Genomic DNA, 17,742 nt, shown 5'->3' with positions numbered 1-17,742 from the left:
CATGCCGAACACAGAAGTTAAGCTTCTCCACGCCGAAAGTAGTTGGTGGGAAACTACCCGCGAGGATAGGTAGCTGCCACGCTAATGATAAAGAGATCAACTTAGGTTGATCTCTTTTTTTTGTGTCTTCTAGCGTTTTCAACGCATAGAGACACATATGTATACTTTTTGAAATTTCAGTCTACAAGTATAGTCTAAAACCACCTTGTTTGCCCCAATTAGAAGTATAATAGGGGAGTAAAAAGCTATAGAAGAAGGGGGAAATACTACTATGGTAAAATTTTTACGTACTAATAAAATTGCCTCAATTATTTTAGCTATTATTAGAGTGTACCTAGGTGTCTTATGGACAATGGCTGGATGGGAAAAAATCACTGGCGGTGCATCCGGAGCTGTAAAGGGTTTGCTTAGTAACGCCGTTAAGAATCCCGTTAAAGGTCCTACTGGTAAAGTGCTTTATCCTTGGTTCAATGACATGTTGAGTGCGATATTGCCTCATTATAAGGGTATGAGCTTGATGGTTTCATGGGGTGAATTCCTTGTTGGATTAGGTTTGATCTTCGGTTGTTTAACAACAGCAGCTGTATTCTTTGGTTTAATGATGAACTTCTCATATATGTTAGCTGGAGCTATCTCAGTTAACCCTGAATATATTTTTCTAGAATACTTCATTATTATTGCTGGATTCAATGCTGGTAAAATTGGATTAGACTACTGGGTTATTCCTTGGATCAGAACTCACATCTTTAAACAAAAGAAAAGTTCGGGTATTTGGGACTAATTAAAAATTGTTGATTACTTAATGTAGTCAGCAATTTTTTTATGCCAAAAAGTTTTGGTTAGACTATAATATTAAACTATTAAATCTATTAAAAAGAGGCAGATTGAATGACAAGGATTAGACGTGTTACAGAGGATGATGCCCAAGCATTGTTAGATATTTATGCACCTTATATTACTGATACAACAATAACTTTTGAAGATGTTATTCCATCTGTAGAAAATTTTAAACAACGTATTCGTGATATTTCGCAAGATTTTCCCTATTTAGTTGCGGTAGATGACAATGATAAGATTTTAGGCTACGCGTATGCCCATTTATATGGACCCAGAGCAGCTTACGCGTGGACAGTAGAAGCTAGTATCTATATAGATAAAAACTTTAAGGGGCACGGATTAGGCACAGCTCTTTATCAAAAACTTGAGGATATTTTGAAAAAGCAAGGTGTCGTTAATTTAATGGCTTGTGTCACAGAGGAGAATGCTAATAGTATTAAGTTTCATGAAAAAAGGGGCTATAAGGAAGTAGGGACTTTTCATAAAGTAGGCTTCAAATTTAATCGTTGGTTAGATGTGACTTGGTTACAAAAAGATTTGAATGATCGTTCTCAAGAGATGTCACCAATTACTTCTTGGAAAAAACTAGACTAAATATTTGACCTAGAGTGAACTCTAAGGAGTATTATGAGCTTGTCTATTATGGAAGGAGCATTTTTATGACTAAATTAACAGATACATTTGAGATTTATAATGGTGTGAAAATTCCTAAAGTTGCTTTTGGTACATGGCAGATTCCTGCAAGAAATGCTAGACAAGCAGTTCGTACTGCAATTGACACTGGTTACAGACACATTGATACAGCTTTGGTTTATGGAAATGAAAAAGAAGTTGGTCAGGGTATTAAGGATTCTGGTGTTAAGCGCGAAGACCTGTTTGTTACTTCTAAATTGCCAGCCGAAACGAAAAATTATGATAAAGCTCTAGAAGATTTCGAAACGACGATGGATAATCTTGATCTAGATTACTTGGATCTATATTTGGTTCACGCTCCATGGCCATGGGGTCAAATTGGAACGAGTTATGACAAACAGAATCAAGATATATGGCGTGCAATGGAAAAAATCTATGATTCTGGTCGCGTTAAAGCTATTGGTGTATCAAACTTTGACGTTCATGATTTAAAAAATATCTTAGAGGTAGCCTCAGTTAAACCAATGGTTAATCAAGTTCAATATTATATTGGTTTCACAGAACCTAAGATCACTAAATTTGCACAAGCAAATGATATCTTGGTTGAAGCATATTCACCATTAGCAACTGGTGGTTTGATCAATAATCAAGATGTTTTGAAGATTGCTAAGAAATATAATGTCAGTGTTCCACAATTGGCTATTCAATTTGTCGTTCAAAACGGAGTATTGCCTTTACCAAAGGCTGTCCACAAGGAACACATCGAGGCTAATGCTAAATTGGACTTTGAAATTAGTGCTGAAGACATGGAAACTTTGAATAATATGCCTGATACAGCGCCATCACATTTCCACAATCCTACTCAAGGATAGTAAAAACAGCTGGGCAGAATATGTCTGGCTTTTTTAGTACCTAAAATTATTGGACATAAATATATGTATCATGTTAATATAAATATATACTTATATTAACTATAAGATTTTAAATAGTAGGAGATGGAATATGAAATTAAATAACGATAACTTAATGAGACTTTTAGCTTCAAATGTGGAACCAAAAATCAGCATTATCTTACCAATTCATCCAGAAACTCCTCAAATTGAAGAAAATATGCTCAACTATAAGAATTTGTTGAAAGATGTCAAAAAGGATTTGGAATTAAATTATCCTAGACGACAGTGGGACCAAGCGGTTGAAGGTTTGGAAAACTTATTGCTTGATCGTCAGCTATTCAGTACTTCTAAAAGAGCGTTGATTATTTTTGCTAATAACGAATCTATGGAAATTTCACGTATGGAGCATCAAGTTTTGCCTAAGGCGCACGTAGGAACGACTTTCTTAGTTCAAGACTTATTGCTACCTGAAGAGAACGGCTCTGATCCAGATTATTTAATTAACATTAGCCGCGATCGTATCAATGTTTACGATATGGATAATCTCAAAGAAGTTGAACTTGAGGGAGTTCACAGTAATTTTGCAGACTATTATCCAGACTTCGATGCCAATGCTAATGTCAACGTGGGTTCATATGGTGGCGAGAATGCTAACTACCACGGACATCGCTCTAAATCTGAGGAGCAACAAAAGGATCAGTTGATCTACTATCTATATTTGGATCGTAAATTGAATTCTATGCATCAACGTAAGGGGACGACCTTTCTTGTGACTGGCTTACCAGAAGTGTTAGATGTTTACTTAAATAATTATGGGAATAGCAAGTATATCGGTGGTGTGATTCATAACTCGATGCTTAATCTGTCTCATAAAGAAATGCTAGAACAAATCAATGAGTACAAGAATTTTGAAACGGTAGCTTTGGTAGAAAAAATCAAACATGATTTACATCGTGCCGACAATCAAGAGCGATTGATCAATGATTTGGACACAATCAGTTTTGCTTTGAACAATAGGGATATTAAAGAGTTGATCTCATTTAATGATGGTAATTCTTATTCAGTTGAGCATAATAAGATGTTAGTTCAATCAATTTTGAATAAAATCAATTCACAGGTTATTTATTCAAAAGATGCTGCCGTACCTAGTATGAGTGCCATTGTATATTAAAGGGCGGGACAAAACACGTTTAGCTTCCGAGCATTAATGTAAATAAGGACGGTAACTCGATTTTGAGTTACCGTCCTTATTTGGATTAAGCGGAAGAAGTTGTGTTTTTGTTCCGCGTTTATGCTGCAATATTAGAAATTAAAATAGTTATGTCCCAAACTCTTTTGTTAGAATTATTAATCTTGAGGTTCATTTTTTCTTAAAATACGAGCAGGATTTCCAACAACGATTACGTTATCGGGGAAGGATTTAGTAACAACTGACCCTGCACCAACGATGACATTGTTTCCTAGAGTTACTCCTGGAAGAATACTTGCGCTACCTCCGACCCAAACATCGTTTCCGATAGTGATTGGGGCAGTTCTTTCGGCTTCTGTACGACGAACAGCTGGGTCCATGGGATGCTTAGGTGTATATAAACCAACCTTAGGACCGAATTTAACATCATTACCAATAGTGATTTTACCTTCATCACAAAGCATAACATCGTGATTAGCATAAAAGTGATCACCGATAGTGATATTGACACCATAACTAAAGTAAATTGTTGGTTCAACGAAAAATCTATTACCAACTGATTTCATTAAACTTTTAATCTTGGCATTTCTTTGATCATTGTCGCTGATCAAATTGTATTCCATTAATTTTGTTCGTACATCGTTACGCAAGTTGACCAATGGTCTTGATTCTAAGTAAAGTTCTCCATTTATCATCTGCTGATACGCAGGGTCTTGTTCAATTTCCATTCTCAAATCTCTCCTCTTTTAAATAAAAGTGTACATTAAGCATAGCATAGTTTTTGAAAACACTGAAATATGTGTGAAAACAGGGTATGCAATGTAAAAAAATGAAAAACTTCGATGAAGAATTTAGTTCTGATTATTCAAAAAGAGTTAGGATAGAGGCGGAACAAATTAGAAGTCGGGGGTAATTGGGTATGACAAACGTATTAATAATTGGCGCAACCGGAATAATTGGCCAAAAGGTTACGAAACAGCTGTTAGATGAGACGGATGATTATTTAACATTGTTGGCTCGTAATACTAATGTCTTATCGATCGATGACAAACGCGAACGTGAGGTTCATGGTGATGTTTTAGATGATAAGGTCCTAAACCAAGCACTGGATGGCAACGATATTGTTCTAATGGCAACGGATAGTAATTTAGGATTGTCAGTTCAAAGAGTTATTGATGGGATGATGGCAAAGAAAATTAAACGCTTGATCTTTATTACATCAATGGGTCTTTACAATGAGATACCTGTCACTGATGGTGCTTCAGGCAATTTAGCACAGGATGCTCTTTTACAACCATATCGTACAGCTGTTGAGTTGATTGAGGATTCTGATTTGAATTATACGATCTTACGTGCAACACGTTTAGATGCAGGTAAGGATGTTAACTATGATTTGGTAGATAAGGGTGAGAATCCAACTAGTGAAGATGTTTCTTATGACAGTGTCGTTGATTATGCGGTGCGTTTGGTTAACGATGGCAAACTGGAATCTCATAAGAATGTTGAGATTAGTCGTCGAGCAGTTGTTGCTGCTAAATAATTATTGGGAAAGCGGAATGGAGTGCTGTTCTTAATGGGATGGTAACTTTGTTCTGTTTTTTTGTTAATAACCATGGTTCTATGCTTTATAGTGGAAATGAGCTACGTGAGGGTAACTCCTTCCGGTTAAGTCAACTTATCTCTGCTGGTGCTTCGCTACCGACTGAGATAAGTAGTCTTAATCCTCGGGAGCTGATCGCCCTCACTTCACTCTCTCATTTGAAACGAGCTTCGCAGGCCAGATTCCTGTGCTTAGGCAAATGCTCAGAATCTAAGCGGGCCTGCTCCGCTCTCTCTTGACCTAAACCTAACTTTAGGGTATAGGATATCCTACAAGAGGTGTAACTATGGCAAAATTAATCATTTATTTTTCATTATCCGGTAATACTAAGAAGGCTGCAGAGAGGATTCAAGAGTTATCTGGTGCTGACATTGTTGAATTAGTACCGCAAACTCCTTATCCTGCTGGTTACAGTAATTATGTTCCAGTGGCTCAAAAAGAATTTGAACAACAGATCCATCCTCAAATAAAAACTACGCTTTCGAACCTAGATAAATACGATACAATCTACTTAGGATATCCAACTTGGAATGGGCGTGTGCCGATGATTTTTTACAGTCTTTTTGAGAAATATGATTTTTCAAATAAGACAGTCATTCCATTTACAACGACGGGTGGTTCAAGTGTTGATGAATCGATGCCTTATGTCAGAAAACTAGCCGCTACAAGTAAAGTAACGGATGGTTTTAGATATAATAATAACGATGCCCAATTGAAGAAATTTATTGAACAATTTGATTAGGGGGTAATCCTTACGAATATTTTGATATTAGGAGCTAATGGAAAAATTGCTCGTTTGGTTGAAACACAGTTACTGAACGATAAAGCATTCTCAGACGTCAAATTAACGATGCTCCTGCGAGAAAAAGGACGAGCTGATGATTTATTAACCAATCAATCAATTGCGATTGAAGGGGACGTTAAAGACGATTCAGCTGTAGAAGCAGCAGTTGAAGATCAAGATATTGTTTTTGACTTAACAGGAACTACAAAGTCCATTGTTCCGACACAAAATATTATTAAAGCTATGCAGGCAAATGGAGTTATCAGAGTAATTTCCATTTGTGACTTAGGAACACATAGCAAGACAGCTAATCAAATTGAAACAAAGATAGCTCAGTTGTACGAGCAATCAGGATTAGATTACACAGTTTTACGTTTAGCCTGGTTAAATAATTTGGATGAGGTGCGTTATCAGGTTACACAGCCTAATAAGCCAGTTCAGGGCAATAGTATTTCACGAAAGAGTGTAGCAGAACTTATTTTAAAAATAATTGATGATCCAGCATATTTATCCAAACAAAATGTAGGCGTTAGCGATGGAATTAAACGAGATGCACCGATTGTCTAGATAGCTATTGAACCCGAGTAGTCAAGTAATGAATAGTGATTTAAAAGAACAGTATTTATTAAGCATATAGAATTATCCAAATTGATTAATGAGCGTTGTCTTTACTATCAAATATTTTAGAAGAATAAAATAATAGAACAACAAAACTAGTCCGGAGCAACAAGAAAATTGGCTCAGCCATGAGATTTACCTTAGCAATTTATTGCTTAGGTAAAGGCCGAACTTGAAGATCCATGATTTTGCACGGAGTGCAAAATTATTAGCTTCCAGTCGGCCCATGGCGTTCCAGCCAAATTTTCTTGTTGCTCCGGACGGCATCCTACGCAAATCAAAAAGCTTCTCAAAACTATTTCTAGTCTTGAGAAGCTTTTTTTTGTCGGGATTCTTCAATTAATTAACTGATTATGTGTGTGTAATGTGGGAGAGGAGTTAATTAATGGAGTTGCATTGACTACTTCAACTTAGAAGAAGTCAATGTTAGATCACTGTACAATTCGTTATTGGCAGGACTGAAGTCGAAGCCTTTAACACGATTATTAACTGGTTGCCATACGTAGTTGAATTCTTCTGGTACGACACCGGCTTGATCGTTCATGTATGTTTGCCATTCTTTGAATGTCTTAGTACGTGTTTTATCGTTCCAAGCAGATGAATCGTTCATCTTGTTGATCAATTCAGTATTCTTCTTAGTTACGAAGTGACCCATGTTGAATGGAGCTGTATCACCATAAAGTTGTGATTGTGATGGTTCAGATGATAATGACCATGCAGCTGTCCAAAGGTCAATCTTGTTTTGACTTGGTTTTTGTAGCAAGTCGTAGAAACTATTCATTTCCATTGGTTTGCCGCCGTACATCTTAACGTTCAAACCAACTTTATGCCATTGTTGTAGATAATCTTGATATGTAGCCTCTGTAATTGAATTACCACTCATTCCACCGAAGTAGATAGTAAGTTTCTTACCCTTTGGATCTGAACGCCACTTGCTACCGTTACGCTTCTTGTATCCAGCGTCATCAAGTAACTTGTTAGCTTTCTTAAGGTTTAATGAGTAACCCTTAGCTGACTTGTCGTAGTATTTAGTAAATACAGGTGGAATCAAAGTATTACCACGCCATGCAACACCATTACCAAACTTCTTAGCAATGTCATCGACATTTAGAGCGTACATCATAGCTTGACGAAGACTCTTATTAGCCATCTTCTTGTTAGAATCAGCAACGTTCTTACCAGTCTTAGTATCGTAGTGGCCTAAGTTAAAGGCAAAGTAACTGTATGATAGGGCAGGTTGACCAACTTTGGTATAACCTTTAAGGTCTTTCAATTTCTTGTATGAAGTACCACCAACTTCACCAGAAGCTGAAGGAACTACAGAATCATATTTCTTAGATTGGATAGCCTTAACGATGTTGTTTGATGAAACAACGTTGATAGTAATGTGGCCAATTTGGGCCTTCTTACCCCAGTAGTATTGGTTTGGTACCCAACTTGTTGATTCACCAGCAACAATCTTATCTAGCTTGTAAGGACCAGTAAAGATAGGATTCTTACGAATTTGTTCTGAAGATGCAAGTTTAGCAATAGGAACATCCTTGATATATTCATAAGGCTCAGCAGCGCCCCAAATGAATGAGTTACCAGAGAATTTCATACTTGGTGACATAGACTTGAAGTGAATAACAACTTTCTTACCTTTTTCACCATCTGGCATTTCGATACCAGAGATAGTACTTGCAGTTCCCTTATGGTATTCGGCCATACCTTCAATATTTTCAAAGTCAGAAGAGTATTGACTTGTTGTAGATTCCTTATTACCAAGGACTTCATAAGCGTACTCAACATCCTTCGCAGTTACAGGATCGCCGTTTGACCATTTACCATTGCTACGGATGGTGATGGTAGCTGTTTTAGCTTTACGATCAAGTTTTTGATTAGCAAGACCACCATCGATGATCTTGTAATTCTTGTCGACATTGAACAAATTATTTAAACCACCAGGAGAAAATACATGTGAGTCGGCAGCGTTTGAAGCAAGGACTGGATCAGAAATTCCTTGGAATGGTGAGTCAGCAACTTCAGCCAACTTCAAAGTACCGTTCTTTGTTGCATTTTTATCAGTGGCATCACTGTTTTTAAATGATGGCTTTAATTTGATTTGAGCAGTTGTACCTGATGATGAACTGCTACTACTTCCGTTAGAACAACCAGCTAGTGTGACAGCAGCCAAAAGTGTCACAGCTGAAAGAATAACCTTATTTTTAGTTTTAACCATTGTGTTTCCCCCTTAAGTTAAAAACCCTATATTTTACCAAACTGAGTTGGTGATGAAACTGTGTTAAGAAGACATGTAAGAATCATGATTAGGAAGGCACCATCTCCCTTAATTTTTTTAATTGAGTCATTAATCAGCAGCTCCTTGACGTTGAGATGCGTCAGCTGAACGTCTGACAACTTGACCGATATAACTAATTGCTAAACAAAGTATGATGATCAAAAGTGCGGCAGGTAACCATGTCCACCAATATTCGGTGATGTTATTAGGATCATTAGCGTTAGCAATCAAAGTACCAAGTGATGGTGTTTGAATTGGAAGACCAAATCCCAAGTAGGAAAGACCTGTTTCAACACCAATATTTTCAGCAAAAGATAAAGTTGTATCAACGATAATCAATGATGAAATGTTAGGCATGATCTCGCGAAAAATAATTTTGAAACTGCCTGTACCTGAGGTTCTGGAAGCAGCTACGTAATCTTTTTCCGATTCAGAAAGGGTACGTGAACGAATTAAACGTGAAGTACCTTCCCAATAGAAAACGGAGAAGATCAATGTTAGTGAAACTGCGTTGTAATTTCTGATGATTGTAACTAAAACGATGATCATCATGGTCATTGGTAGCATCATCATGAAGTCATACACACGTTGCATACCCCAATCGATGTAACCACTGAAGTAACCAGAAATTAGACCCCAACAGATACCAAAAGCTGAAGAAATAATTGTAAGTCCAATAGCGATACCAATTGAATTACGTGAACCAACGATAAGTTGTTGAGCAATAGATCGACCACCGGCATCAGCACCTAAAAGATAACCGTTAGTTCCAGGACTAATGTTGTAATTCATAATGTTAGTCTCCATCATTTTTGGAGTATTGATGAAGAGTGAAGCAATCATAACAAAGAGGATAAAACCGACAACGATGAATAAAGAGATGAATGCAGGTTTGTCAGCCTTGAATTCGTTCCAAACAATCTTGGCAGATGATGGAGTGGCTTCTTCGTTAGCCTCTTTGTTTAAACGGTCTAAGTCAGCCGCTGAAATATTTGAATGTTTATTTAGATTCTCTTCCATAAATTAACGGCCCCCTATTCAATTCTGATTCTTGGATCAACGATACTTAGGATGATATCTGAAAGTAGGGTACCCAATAGATTCAAAATTCCGTAAATTAAAACTAAAGCTGTGATAACAGTGTAATCACGATAGTTGATTGAATTGATAAATAGTAATCCCATACCTGGGTAAGAGAAGACTGTTTCAGTAAAGATAGAACCATTCAACAAACCTGTGATTGAATAACCGGCAAATGCGGCGATAGGTAATAATGAATTTCTAAAAATATGATGTTTGTAGATGTCTTTTTCAGGAACACCTTTAGAACGTGCAGTTCTGACATAATCGGAACGTTTAGCATCAATAACTTCTGAACGAAGGTATTGAACAACGTTGACGGTACCGAACAATGCACCCAAGATACTTGGTAGTAAGATGTGATACAAGTGAGAACCAGCAGTTGGTAACCCTGGATTAGCAGTTGCGGAAACGGAACCTGTTGTTGGGAACCAGTTTAGAACGTAACCGAAGATCCAAATACCAATAACTAAAACAACGAAGAAAGGAATACTGTAAGTTACATATGTATAAATTCTAACGATGTTATCGGGAAGCTTACCTTCATGTTTAGCGGCGAACATTCCCATTGGTAAAGCAAAACAGTAAGTAAGAATTGTTGTGAGTAATGCTAACCAAATAGTATTAACAGCACGATCACCAATTAAACGAGTAACTGGTTCTTGGTATTGATAACTGTTACCCAAGTTACCGTGGAATAGATGAACGACCCAATTCCAATATTGTTGGTACCAAGGATCATACAAACCATTCATTTCCATCAAATGATGAATTTGAGCAGGATCAGATTTTGGATTAATGGAACCGGTGAATGGATCACCAGGCATTGCCTTAGCTAGTAAGAAAACTAGAAGACTAAGAATAATAACTTCAGGAATCATAATCATGATACGACGGAGAACTGTTTTCCACATTATGCCTTCACCTCTCCTTCTTGTTTGATGATCTGGTTGGCAACTTCTTTTGGTAGAGCAACTGAATGAGTTGGACTAATTGGAACTAATGGGAAAGCTTTACCATCTTTGTCATAGTACTTGTCCTGTTGTTCACGATAGACTTCTTCGACGGCTAAACGATTAGCACGATGTTGTTGTCTATCATTAACATTTGTCTCAGGGATAGCAGCTAGTAGACGCTTAGTGTAGATGTGAACGGGATGATTATAAATGTCTTCACGTGTTCCAATTTCAACTAGACGACCACGGTTCATAATGGCGATGTTGTTACACATATGTCTGACAACACCCAAGTCATGAGAGATAAATAGGTAAGAGATTCCAAATTCACGTTGGATCTTTTTCATGAAGTTCAAAACTTGAGCTTGAACGGAAAGATCCAAAGCGGAAACAGGTTCGTCAGCGATAATCAATTTGGGATTGGTCGCAACTGCACGGGCAACACCGATACGTTGTCTTTGACCACCAGAGAATTGATGAGGATATTTATATAAAGCATCGGGATCCAAACCAACGATATCTAGTAGTTGCAAAACTCTTAACTTTTCTTCATCCTTGCTTAAATGCTCGAAATTTCTTAATGGTTCTGCGATAATATCTTCAATTCTTTTTCTAGGATTTAAACTGGAAAGAGAATCCTGAAAAATCATTTGTACGTCGTGGTTGTAATCAAGTTCCTTACGATTAAGTTTCTTGGTAATATCTTTACCTTGATACATGATGGAACCACTTGTTATTTTTTCTAGACCTACGACTGATTTACCGGTAGTTGATTTACCTGAACCAGATTCACCAACTAATCCGTATGTTTCACCAGCTTCAATATTGAAACTAATGCCATCGACGGCCTTTACAGAATCAGTAACGCGATTCCAAAATCCTGATCGGATAGGGTAGTGAACTTTTAAATTTTTGATTTCAATTAAACTCATGCTTTCACACTCCCAATCTGATCTGGAAATGAGAAGTTCTTATAACAAGTACAACGAACTTCATGTCCAGGCTCTACTTCATGCATTGTTGGATTAGCTTCATGTTCTTCAGGTTTGACCCAAGGAATACGTGGAGCAAATCGATCTCCTGTTTGAGGCATCTTTTGTAATGAAGGAACATTTCCTTGAATTACGTAAAGATCATCGGTTTGATTGTCACGCTGAGGCATTGATCTTAATAGTGAACGTGTGTAGGGATGCTTAGGTGTATTGAAAATTTGTTCAACACTGCCTTGCTCAACAATTTGTCCCGCGTACATAACTGCAACACGATCAGCTGTTTCAGCGACAACTCCCAAATCATGGGTGATCAAGATAATACCGGCGTGGTTCTCAGCTTGAATCTTTCTTAGAACATCCAGGATTTGAGCCTGAATCGTTACATCAAGCGCTGTAGTTGGTTCGTCAGCGATGATTAAATCTGGTTTACAAGCAATGGCGATCGCGATGATTACACGTTGACGCATACCACCGGATAATTGATGTGGAAATTGACGAGCAGTCCTTTGCGGATTAACAATTCCTACTTCTTTTAATAGTTCCAAAACGCGGTCATGTTTTTGATCAGCGGTTAGTTTAGTGTGATAAGTCATGACCTCACTGATTTGATCTTCAATCCTTTTTAGAGGATTTAAAGCAGATAGTGGATCTTGGAAAATCATTCCGATCTTAGCTCCTCGGAAATTGTTGTACCCGGCTTCATCAAGTTTTAGTAGGTCAGTGCCTTCAAAATCAATTTCACCTGAAATTTTTGTTTCGGATGGATCATGCAATCCCATAACAGTTGTGGCTAATGTACTTTTACCACAACCAGACTCACCAACAATGGCAAGAATCTCATCATGATTAACTGTGAGATTAATATGGGAGATAGCATCATAGTATTTTCCGTTAATCTTAAAAGCAGTATTAACATCCTTAATATTTAGAAAATCTGATGTAGTTTCCAAGATATCCCCTCCTGATTCTAATAATCTTCTTATTTAAACCCTAAGACACAGAGGTGTGGTTGCACCAGTGCTCTGTTGAACTTTTTTAATAATTGAGTTCGATTATAGTTAATCATTTTCTAATTTACAACCCCTAATATTAAAAAAATATTAAAAATCTTTATTAGTTATTCATAATCAGGGTATAAAGTTTCTTTTAACTTTATGACACGACTATACAATCAAATTAGAAAGATTAGAAAAAAACTAACTTATAAATGACGATACGTATATTTTCAGGATAGTGGTCTAATTATTGATACCAATGAGATTAATAGAACGTATAATGAGAACAATCGGCCTAATTTTTTAACGTTATAACGACAGCGGTTTGAACCAATTATCTTAGAAAGAAAAAAGAAGCTTCAGAAAAATTAATTTCTGAAACTCCCGTAAAAACTTTTTTATTATTTTCATAAAAAATTAGTTACCAAAATGTATTGAAACACAATCATAGACATGTCAGAATATGAAAACACGGAATTTAAAACTAAATTCTTAATGAAAATGGTGGTAATATATCCGTGAAGAAGGGTGATCTTATGCGTCAACAAATGCGTCATCAAAAGAAAAGTAAGAAACCATTAATTTTAACAATTATCATTTCACTCGTAGTATTGGTAGTTTTATGTATCGTTTTCTTTTTTCCATTGAATAATATGTTAAGAAATGTGACTGGTAATGATACGCCCAGTGACAAAGCCGTTAAATCGGAATTAGTTAAGAAAGTTAAGTCTCGTAAGACAGGTGATTCTAAAAAAGATGAGAAGATCGACCGTGCTGCCTCAATTTTAGGCAAGAAAAAAATGTCTGAAATTATGTCAGCTGCCGATAGTCAAGATAAGACGGCAACACTAATTGAAGACTCATCAGCTTTGACAAAAGAACAATCGCAAAAAGCCGCTCAAGAAATTTTTTCTAATGAAGAATATTCTGGTTTGAGAAATGCTATAAGTGAAGGTAATTGGTATCAAGCTTATCAGCAATATCAAAAACTTTCTAATAATGGTGAATTAACACAGTTACAGCAAGACATAAATCAGAAATAATAAAAAAAAGTGCAAATTAAAATTTGCACTTTTTTTATGAATTGAAATAAACTATCTAGTGATGGCATATTTCAAATGAATATTTTTAAGAATTTTTTGGGAATGAGGAGTTATCCTTATCGTCATTATCTGCATCATAGAAGAATGCTTGAATTGGGATGTTGTATTTATTATGAATTAGTAATATCTCTTTTTGAGTGAATCCTAAGTCATCGTTTTTTCTACGGATAGTAGATGTTGATTTGTCGAGAAGCTTAGCAATATCATTTTGCTTGATGTTTCTCAATGTAAAGTATGCTTTTAAATATTGATTGCTATACATAATAAATTCCCTTTTTTTAAGTTTTCCTTAATCAAGGACAAGAATATGGTAAACTAGAAATTCATTTTTTTCAATAACTTTTTTTGAAATATCCATATTTTAAGTTAAAATATCATATATGAAAGGTATAGGTTATATTTGACATATGATAACTATTGGAAAGTATTTGCGCAAAAAAAGACTTCTGAAGAATTTAACGCTACAACAAGTAGTTGACTCAACAAAATTAGAATACGGTTGTACGACATCAACGTCAGTTTTAAGTGCCATTGAGACGGATAAGAATAAAATCATCGATGGGGAACTTTTATTTGTACTATCCGATTTTTACGAAATTGATCTAAAAGAACTCCAAACGTTGATTCTTCAGAATTTAAAAGCTAAATAATTGAAAAAATATCTTCAACAATTTAGTTGTATTAGAAGATACTTTTATATAAATAAATCTATACTGTTTAATAATTAAATTAAAAAAGGTCAAAAACAAAATAAATTAAATTCTTGCTAAAGTGCGGTTGTAGTGTAAAAATTCCGTCCTCCGCAACAAGAAAATTTGGCTGGAACGCCATGGGCCGACTGGAAGCTAATGATTTTACACTTCGTGAAAAATCATGGATCTTCAAGCTCGGCCTTTACCTAAGCAATAAATTGCTAAGGTAAATCTCATGGCTGAGCCAATTTTCTTGTTGCTCCGGACTAAATCCTGCTTTGTTAATTAGTTATTGTAAAATTCAAATAATAAAATAAGAACGGTCCCTATTGAAGGATTCAAGTGTGTATGTCCTGAATAATAAATGGAGGCCGTTCTTTTAGTTAAGAGTCATAAATAGATAATGAAGAATGCTCACTTGTGTGGAGGTTAAATAAAAAGTTTATTTGCCAAAAGTTTGAAATATAAATCACAAGTGAAATAGTTCACATCTATAAAAATTTAGGTACAATAAAAGCAGAGGACTCGGATTATGTGAACGACATTACTGATATTGAGGGCAAAATATCTTTAATGAACGGATGATGACGTATGGAATACTGTGTAACTACCAAAAAAGATGACAGTTGGTATATCGGTACCGACCATTTCGACCTCTTCAAGGATGATAAAACTGAGGCCATAATGTTTCAAGGCAATGGTTATCTGGGCATAAGAGCGACCGCCGAAGAAAGAAATTTAAACGAAAGGCGGAATATGTTCGTGGCTGGGACGTTTGATGCATTCAACGATGAAGTCACGGAGCTTCCTAATTTACCCGATTTATTAAATATGGGAATTCAGATCAATCAACAGATATTCTCCTTGAGTATGGGGTTGATAGAAAATTACCATAAGCATCTCAACTTAAAGAACGGTGAGTTGATTAGGTCATTTGATTGGCTAATTAATGGCAATAGAATCAGTTTTAAGTTTTCACGTTTCGTTTCAATGAGTGATGTTCATCTGCTGGTCTCTAAATTGGAAATTTCTTCTGATCAGAGCGATTTGAAGATCACACTCAATTCAGGAATTGACGGTCAATATTCCAATAGTGGGACTCAACATTTAGTTGAGGGTGATAAGCGTCTATTTGAAGGTAAGATCCTACAATTACAGGAAAAAACACAACAGTCGAATATTGGACTAGCTTTTAATGTGTTGCAGAAAGCCTATATCAATAAGGAACAATTAGACGTTAAACCTAATATAGATATGGGACGTCGCCAAATTTTTGACGAGTATAATGTTGATTTAAATAAGGGTGATAAATTCACTTTTGTTAAATATGCCAATGTTTACACGACTATTGATAAAGATATTGAGCACGAGACTATTTCGGTAGCATCGATGGACGCAATTAAAAAATCTAGCATGATGACTTATAAGGAATTGTTGGATAAATCGACTAACGCCTGGAATATTAATGTGTGGCAACGTAGTTTGATCAGTATTGACTCTGATGACGTTGATCCACAAGTTGCAATTAACTTTGCTCGTTATCAATTAGCCGCTAATACTCCTAAGGATCCACGAATGAATATTGCAGCTAAAGGGTTGACTGGTGAAGGATACAAAGGTCATACGTTCTGGGATACAGAAATTTATATGTTGCCATACTTTACTTTCACAATGCCGGAAATGGCTCGTAACCTTTTGGAATATCGTTATTTGGGATTGGACGGTGCTAGAAGAAAAGCCAGAGACAACGATTACTGGGGAGCACAGTTCCCTTGGGAGTCAGCTTGGTCAACTGATGGTGAAATGACGCCACCTTGGGGTTCAGCTGATATCGTAACGGGTAAACCAATGCGTATCTTGTCAGGTTCTTTGGAGCAACATATTACAAGTGACGTTGTTATTGCTGTAATGCAGTATTTGGCAATTACTGAGGATCAAAAATTTGCCGAAGATATGGGATATGAGATTATTCTGGATGCCGCTAAATTCTGGGCAAGTCGTTTGGATTGGGACCCTGAGTATCACAAATTTATGATCGATGATGTAATTGGACCAGATGAGTATAAGGAACATATTGATAACAATGCGTTTACCAACTATACAGCTTTCTGGTGTATTCAAAAGGCAATTGCGGTCGTCGAATTATTAAGAAATTCTAATTCTGAAATTTATGACAGATTGAATTCGAAACTACATCTGGATGACGCTTATCAGGATTGGATTTCAAAAGTAGATTTGATTTTTCTACCAAAGCCAAACAAATCAGAGGTTATTCCAGAAGACGATTCGTATCTACAAAAGAAAATAGTCGATACCAATCAGTATCAATCTGATGGCGGTCATGCCAAAATTTTCAAAGATTATAACATTCAACAAATCAATGATTTACAAGTTACAAAGCAAGCGGATGTTTTACTATTGATCTTCTTGTTCGATGATCTATTCGGTGATGATATTAAGCTTGCCAATTGGAATTACTATGAACCTAAGACCACACACGATTCATCACTATCTTTCTCGACCCACAGTATTTTGGCTAGTGATTTGAATTTAGCTGATACAGCTTATGAGTATTTCGAAAAAGCTTGTGAAATTGATTTAGGGAGTGGCGTTGGAAAATCAGTTCAGGGGTTACATATGGCCTCAATTGGTGGTATTTGGAATATGGTTGTTGAAGGATTCGGTGGTGTTAGAGTTCTCGATGGGCAATTGAGAATTGAGCCACATCTTCCAAGCAAGTGGAACAGTTTGCATTTTGAAATTAACTGGCATCAAAGCCTGTTGAAGATAGATGTATATAAAGATACTTTCCAAATATCAGTTCTAGGAGACGCTATTACTTTTGTTAATCACAATGAGCTTTATCACGTTGCGGCTAATTCAAAAATAGTAATTCCCATATCGGTTGAAGTGAACGTAGAAGATTAAAAGGAAGTCTTATCAATTCTTTAAGAGTTGGTAAGGCTTTTTTATTTTGGGATATAAATGAGACATGGTAGATATCAACTGATGTGGTCTAGGGATGCCCGTCGGTAGTAGAAAATCTTTGGGCCACTGGGACGTGGTGGACACGGCTTGAAGCTAATAAT

At 36.3% G+C, this 17,742-nt stretch carries 17 protein-coding genes and 1 rRNA gene; 11 read left to right on the top strand and 7 right to left on the bottom strand.

The window, feature by feature from the left end; all coding sequences use genetic code 11:
• The 5 genes from rrf to U8526_RS12170 form a co-directional block, all read left to right on the top strand.
• Positions 1-82 (top strand): 5S ribosomal RNA (gene rrf, locus U8526_RS13015); the annotation flags it as partial.
• 189 nt (positions 83-271) lie between these two features.
• Complete coding sequence (locus U8526_RS12185; protein ID WP_334342238.1) at positions 272-781, top strand: DoxX family protein; 510 nt, start codon at positions 272-274, stop codon at positions 779-781.
• A gap of 107 nt (positions 782-888) precedes the next feature.
• Positions 889-1,431, top strand: coding sequence for a GNAT family N-acetyltransferase (locus U8526_RS12180; protein WP_334342237.1), 543 nt, complete (start codon positions 889-891; stop codon positions 1,429-1,431).
• 65 nt (positions 1,432-1,496) lie between these two features.
• Positions 1,497-2,342, top strand: a complete 846-nt coding sequence (locus tag U8526_RS12175; RefSeq protein ID WP_334342236.1) for an aldo/keto reductase — start codon at positions 1,497-1,499, stop codon at positions 2,340-2,342.
• Positions 2,343-2,472: 130 nt separating this feature from the next.
• Positions 2,473-3,534 carry a baeRF8 domain-containing protein gene (locus U8526_RS12170; RefSeq protein ID WP_334342235.1) on the top strand — a complete coding sequence of 354 codons (1,062 nt, stop codon included), beginning with the start codon at positions 2,473-2,475 and terminating at the stop codon, positions 3,532-3,534.
• 176 nt (positions 3,535-3,710) lie between these two features.
• Here U8526_RS12170 and U8526_RS12165 read toward each other — a convergent pair whose 3' ends face one another.
• Positions 3,711-4,280, bottom strand: coding sequence for a sugar O-acetyltransferase (locus U8526_RS12165; protein WP_334342234.1), 570 nt, complete (start codon positions 4,278-4,280; stop codon positions 3,711-3,713).
• A gap of 191 nt (positions 4,281-4,471) precedes the next feature.
• On the opposite strand from U8526_RS12165, the gene U8526_RS12160 reads away from it, so the two are divergent.
• From U8526_RS12160 to U8526_RS12150, 3 genes are all read left to right on the top strand, one after another.
• A complete protein-coding gene (locus U8526_RS12160) occupies positions 4,472-5,092 on the top strand; it encodes an NAD(P)H-binding protein (RefSeq protein ID WP_334342233.1) in 621 nt (206 codons plus the stop codon).
• 346 nt (positions 5,093-5,438) lie between these two features.
• Positions 5,439-5,894, top strand: coding sequence for a flavodoxin (locus U8526_RS12155; protein WP_334342232.1), 456 nt, complete (start codon positions 5,439-5,441; stop codon positions 5,892-5,894).
• A 21-nt stretch (positions 5,895-5,915) separates the two neighbouring features.
• A complete protein-coding gene (locus U8526_RS12150; protein ID WP_334342231.1) occupies positions 5,916-6,503 on the top strand; it encodes an NAD(P)H-binding protein in 588 nt (195 codons plus the stop codon).
• A gap of 451 nt (positions 6,504-6,954) precedes the next feature.
• Here the strand turns inward: U8526_RS12150 and U8526_RS12145 are convergent, their stop codons facing one another.
• The 5 genes from U8526_RS12145 to U8526_RS12125 form a co-directional block, all read right to left on the bottom strand.
• Positions 6,955-8,775, bottom strand: coding sequence for an oligopeptide ABC transporter substrate-binding protein (locus tag U8526_RS12145; RefSeq protein WP_334342230.1), 1,821 nt, complete (start codon positions 8,773-8,775; stop codon positions 6,955-6,957).
• A 129-nt stretch (positions 8,776-8,904) separates the two neighbouring features.
• Complete coding sequence (locus U8526_RS12140; protein WP_334342229.1) at positions 8,905-9,855, bottom strand: ABC transporter permease; 951 nt, start codon at positions 9,853-9,855, stop codon at positions 8,905-8,907.
• 14 nt (positions 9,856-9,869) lie between these two features.
• Positions 9,870-10,829 carry an ABC transporter permease gene (locus tag U8526_RS12135; protein ID WP_334342228.1) on the bottom strand — a complete coding sequence of 320 codons (960 nt, stop codon included), beginning with the start codon at positions 10,827-10,829 and terminating at the stop codon, positions 9,870-9,872.
• On the bottom strand, positions 10,829-11,803 hold the full coding sequence (locus tag U8526_RS12130) for an ABC transporter ATP-binding protein (RefSeq protein WP_334342227.1): 975 nt from the start codon (positions 11,801-11,803) through the stop codon (positions 10,829-10,831). The genes U8526_RS12135 and U8526_RS12130 overlap by 1 nt, the downstream gene beginning before the upstream one ends.
• Positions 11,800-12,816 carry an ABC transporter ATP-binding protein gene (locus U8526_RS12125; RefSeq protein WP_334342241.1) on the bottom strand — a complete coding sequence of 339 codons (1,017 nt, stop codon included), beginning with the start codon at positions 12,814-12,816 and terminating at the stop codon, positions 11,800-11,802. The genes U8526_RS12130 and U8526_RS12125 overlap by 4 nt, the downstream gene beginning before the upstream one ends.
• A gap of 578 nt (positions 12,817-13,394) precedes the next feature.
• Between U8526_RS12125 and U8526_RS12120 the strand changes: the two genes are divergently transcribed.
• Positions 13,395-13,901 carry a hypothetical protein gene (locus U8526_RS12120; protein ID WP_334342226.1) on the top strand — a complete coding sequence of 169 codons (507 nt, stop codon included), beginning with the start codon at positions 13,395-13,397 and terminating at the stop codon, positions 13,899-13,901.
• 85 nt (positions 13,902-13,986) lie between these two features.
• On the opposite strand, the gene U8526_RS12115 is transcribed toward U8526_RS12120, so the two are convergent.
• The gene (locus U8526_RS12115; RefSeq protein WP_334342225.1) at positions 13,987-14,223 is read right to left on the bottom strand and encodes a helix-turn-helix domain-containing protein; all 237 of its coding nucleotides are present in this window, start codon (positions 14,221-14,223) and stop codon (positions 13,987-13,989) included.
• A gap of 145 nt (positions 14,224-14,368) precedes the next feature.
• Between U8526_RS12115 and U8526_RS12110 the strand changes: the two genes are divergently transcribed.
• Positions 14,369-14,611, top strand: a complete 243-nt coding sequence (locus tag U8526_RS12110) for a helix-turn-helix domain-containing protein (protein ID WP_334342224.1) — start codon at positions 14,369-14,371, stop codon at positions 14,609-14,611.
• Between the two features lie 633 nt (positions 14,612-15,244).
• Positions 15,245-17,581 carry a glycosyl hydrolase family 65 protein gene (locus U8526_RS12105; RefSeq protein ID WP_334342223.1) on the top strand — a complete coding sequence of 779 codons (2,337 nt, stop codon included), beginning with the start codon at positions 15,245-15,247 and terminating at the stop codon, positions 17,579-17,581.
• Positions 17,582-17,742 lie beyond the last annotated feature (161 nt).

This window comes from Companilactobacillus sp. HBUAS56275 (assembly GCF_036913655.1).
Lineage (GTDB): Bacteria > Bacillota > Bacilli > Lactobacillales > Lactobacillaceae > Companilactobacillus > Companilactobacillus pullicola.
Note: the sequence above shows the minus strand (reverse complement) of the source record. Positions and strands in the feature narration are given on the sequence as shown.

Bases quoted from the DNA above. Each gene is read 5' to 3' on its own strand.
- U8526_RS12175 (WP_334342236.1), top strand. From the start codon at position 1,497: ATGACTAAATTAACAGATACATTTGAGATTTATAATGGTGTGAAAATT.
- U8526_RS12130 (WP_334342227.1), bottom strand. From the start codon at position 11,803: ATGAGTTTAATTGAAATCAAAAATTTAAAAGTTCACTACCCTATCCGA.
- U8526_RS12120 (WP_334342226.1), top strand. From the start codon at position 13,395: ATGCGTCAACAAATGCGTCATCAAAAGAAAAGTAAGAAACCATTAATT.
- U8526_RS12165 (WP_334342234.1), bottom strand. From the start codon at position 4,280: ATGGAAATTGAACAAGACCCTGCGTATCAGCAGATGATAAATGGAGAA.
- U8526_RS12155 (WP_334342232.1), top strand. From the start codon at position 5,439: ATGGCAAAATTAATCATTTATTTTTCATTATCCGGTAATACTAAGAAG.
- U8526_RS12135 (WP_334342228.1), bottom strand. From the start codon at position 10,829: ATGTGGAAAACAGTTCTCCGTCGTATCATGATTATGATTCCTGAAGTT.
- U8526_RS12185 (WP_334342238.1), top strand. From the start codon at position 272: ATGGTAAAATTTTTACGTACTAATAAAATTGCCTCAATTATTTTAGCT.
- U8526_RS12160 (WP_334342233.1), top strand. From the start codon at position 4,472: ATGACAAACGTATTAATAATTGGCGCAACCGGAATAATTGGCCAAAAG.
- U8526_RS12105 (WP_334342223.1), top strand. From the start codon at position 15,245: ATGGAATACTGTGTAACTACCAAAAAAGATGACAGTTGGTATATCGGT.
- U8526_RS12145 (WP_334342230.1), bottom strand. From the start codon at position 8,775: ATGGTTAAAACTAAAAATAAGGTTATTCTTTCAGCTGTGACACTTTTG.
- U8526_RS12140 (WP_334342229.1), bottom strand. From the start codon at position 9,855: ATGGAAGAGAATCTAAATAAACATTCAAATATTTCAGCGGCTGACTTA.
- U8526_RS12180 (WP_334342237.1), top strand. From the start codon at position 889: ATGACAAGGATTAGACGTGTTACAGAGGATGATGCCCAAGCATTGTTA.
- U8526_RS12170 (WP_334342235.1), top strand. From the start codon at position 2,473: ATGAAATTAAATAACGATAACTTAATGAGACTTTTAGCTTCAAATGTG.
- U8526_RS12110 (WP_334342224.1), top strand. From the start codon at position 14,369: ATGATAACTATTGGAAAGTATTTGCGCAAAAAAAGACTTCTGAAGAAT.
- U8526_RS12115 (WP_334342225.1), bottom strand. From the start codon at position 14,223: ATGTATAGCAATCAATATTTAAAAGCATACTTTACATTGAGAAACATC.